Raw genomic sequence first — 2,148 nt, forward strand, 5'->3', positions numbered from 1 at the left:
GTTTGGGAAAAGTCTGCGAGCTAGTGGGATATAGGCTCCTGACATATCCATTGTAATAAACTGTACCTTTTGTCGAACTTTCAATGGATACTTCAAAAAGTGGTTTCGAATCGTGGTTTGACGGCGATTATCAAGGATGGTTATGAGTTTGTTAGTCTCATAGTTTTGCGCCACAAAAGCGAGTTCACTTTTCTTGAACCCAAACTCATCCCAGGACATAACCCTTGGGAGTTTGTCAAAATGTTCCTTGAAAGTAAACTGATCAAGCTTACGAATGACAGTGGATGTCGACACACGAAGTCTTCTGGCAATATCTGTTAGTGGCACCTTTTCAGTAAGGAGTTGTGAGACCTTTTGACGGACTAGATTTGAGATTTGGCAGTTTTTCTCAACGATTGACGTCTCAGCTACCGTGACTCGTCTACAGCCTTTACATTGGAAACGACGTTTCTTCAGATGTAGTAGAGTCGGTGTTCCAGTTTTGCTTGAACCTCGATGTAGATATCTTTTTCAAAAATAAGAAAAGTAATGATGTTAAGGTCTTTAACTCTGTGGTATTCTTAATAGATCTCATGAGTTCTTCCTAATGATGGTTTAGTCGCTTTTCATTATAGTTCTTACGGGACTTTTGTCTGCATTCAAAAAGCTCTATAATCTCTACAGTGGTTTTACCCACTACAGAAATTATAGAGCCAAATAAAATTGCTAATAACCTCTTGTTCTATTGTTCAATAGTTAGCAGGAGGTTTTTGTTATGGAAGTTATGACTGAAACGTGTTTTGGAATTGATGTCCACCAAAAGTCTATCATTTGTTGTATTCTAGATGGTCCACTAGGAAGCAATAAACCTAAAAAATTCAGAAAAAATTTAGTACAACAACTATAGCTCTCCAAAATCCCTTAGCTTGGATATTGGAAAATCACGCCATACATGTCTTTTTCTAAAGCACTAGCCAATATTGGGTGCTGCTCTTTAATATATTCTCAGATTCAGAACTCAATTTGATATTAGGTACCCCCCAATATATCAAGAATGTGCCTAGTCGAAAAACAGACATGAAAGATGCCGAATGGATTGCACAGCTCGGACGTTATGGACTTATTGAGACATCTTATATTCCTTGCAGTTACGTTCTTACAAACAACGTCAAACTCAAATAAAGAATGAGATTCATAACCTCTTACTACGTGCTAATATCAAACTAACCAGCTATCTTTCTGATATCTTCTCTAAGACAAGGCAGTCTCTTTTAATGCTCTTTATCAATGGGAAACTCATTGATTATGACAATGTGACAGCTTGTATTCACAAGCATGTCAAAGCAAATCCCGAAGAATTAATGGAGGCCATGAATGGGAAGTTGTCACTGGAAGATCGATTTTTCTTGGACAAAATCCTAGAAGAATATCAATTGTATCAAAACCTCATGAATAAATTAACGAGTGAAATAATAGCTTATATCGAAAAGGAGTTCCCCTGAAGAAAATAGATTACTTCAAATGATTCCTGGCGTGAGTGAAACTTGTGAAGCCACTATTTTAGCTAAGATCGGTCCAGATGTGAAGGCTTTTCAATCGGACGCACACTTAACTTCTTGGGCTGGGCTCTGCCCAGGATCTTATGAAAGTGCTGGCATTTAAAGATACTCACACATCACGCAAGGAAATCGATATATCAGGCAGGGCTTTGACCATGTCGGGATTGATTCCGGCTCATTCTAAAGACAGTGAGTTTTCATCTTTTTATAGCAAAACTTCCCAAAGAGGAAGTAATATGAAAGCCGTCATTGCTTGCGCACATAAGCTGCTTCGTATCATTTACAAAACTCTCGCAACACACCAAGAATACAACAAAGAAAAAATGCTAGGACTAAGGCAACAGTTCTAACACCAAAAATTAAAAAAATCTCAATTACAGTATATCACAAGAAGAGTTCTTTGTCCTATTTTTGATGTTTTTTCAAATAAAATGTACTAGAATCATATTAATGAAATGCAAAACTTGAAGCTACTAACAAGTTAATCAAAGATATTAAACGTCAGGGCTTCGGTTTTAGAAACTTTATTAACTTTAGGAAACGTGTCTTCATCACTCTGAACATACAAAAAGAGAAAACCTATCAGGTTCTCTCTAGATGTTAGCTTTTC

The 2,148-nt window shown here is 37.0% G+C and carries 3 protein-coding genes and 2 pseudogenes; 4 read left to right on the forward strand and 1 reads right to left on the reverse strand.

Going from position 1 to position 2,148, the window contains the following annotated elements:
* A pseudogene (locus ADF62_RS10350) lies at positions 1–574 on the reverse strand (helix-turn-helix domain-containing protein); the annotation flags it as partial.
* 547 nt (positions 575–1,121) lie between these two features.
* Between ADF62_RS10350 and ADF62_RS06345 the strand changes: the two are divergent.
* From ADF62_RS06345 to ADF62_RS10810, 4 genes and pseudogenes are all read left to right on the forward strand, one after another.
* A complete protein-coding gene (locus ADF62_RS06345) occupies positions 1,122–1,481 on the forward strand; it encodes a hypothetical protein (protein ID WP_239665006.1) in 360 nt (119 codons plus the stop codon).
* Between the two features lie 19 nt (positions 1,482–1,500).
* A complete protein-coding gene (locus ADF62_RS11905) occupies positions 1,501–1,641 on the forward strand; it encodes a transposase (RefSeq protein WP_003093794.1) in 141 nt (46 codons plus the stop codon).
* The gene (locus ADF62_RS09945; protein WP_128637822.1) at positions 1,622–1,888 is read left to right on the forward strand and encodes a hypothetical protein; all 267 of its coding nucleotides are present in this window, start codon (positions 1,622–1,624) and stop codon (positions 1,886–1,888) included. The genes ADF62_RS11905 and ADF62_RS09945 overlap by 20 nt, the downstream gene beginning before the upstream one ends.
* Positions 1,889–1,992: 104 nt before the next feature.
* Positions 1,993–2,142: pseudogene (locus ADF62_RS10810) on the forward strand (transposase); the annotation flags it as partial.
* Between the last annotated feature and the right edge of the window lie 6 nt (positions 2,143–2,148).

The sequence above is a fragment of the Streptococcus sp. 1004_SSPC genome, assembly GCF_001069025.1.
GTDB lineage: Bacteria > Bacillota > Bacilli > Lactobacillales > Streptococcaceae > Streptococcus > Streptococcus vestibularis.

Coding starts and splice junctions, on each gene's coding strand:
- ADF62_RS09945 (WP_128637822.1), top strand. CDS start 1,622: ATGAAAGTGCTGGCATTTAAAGATACTCACACATCACGCAAGGAAATC.
- ADF62_RS11905 (WP_003093794.1), top strand. CDS start 1,501: ATGATTCCTGGCGTGAGTGAAACTTGTGAAGCCACTATTTTAGCTAAG.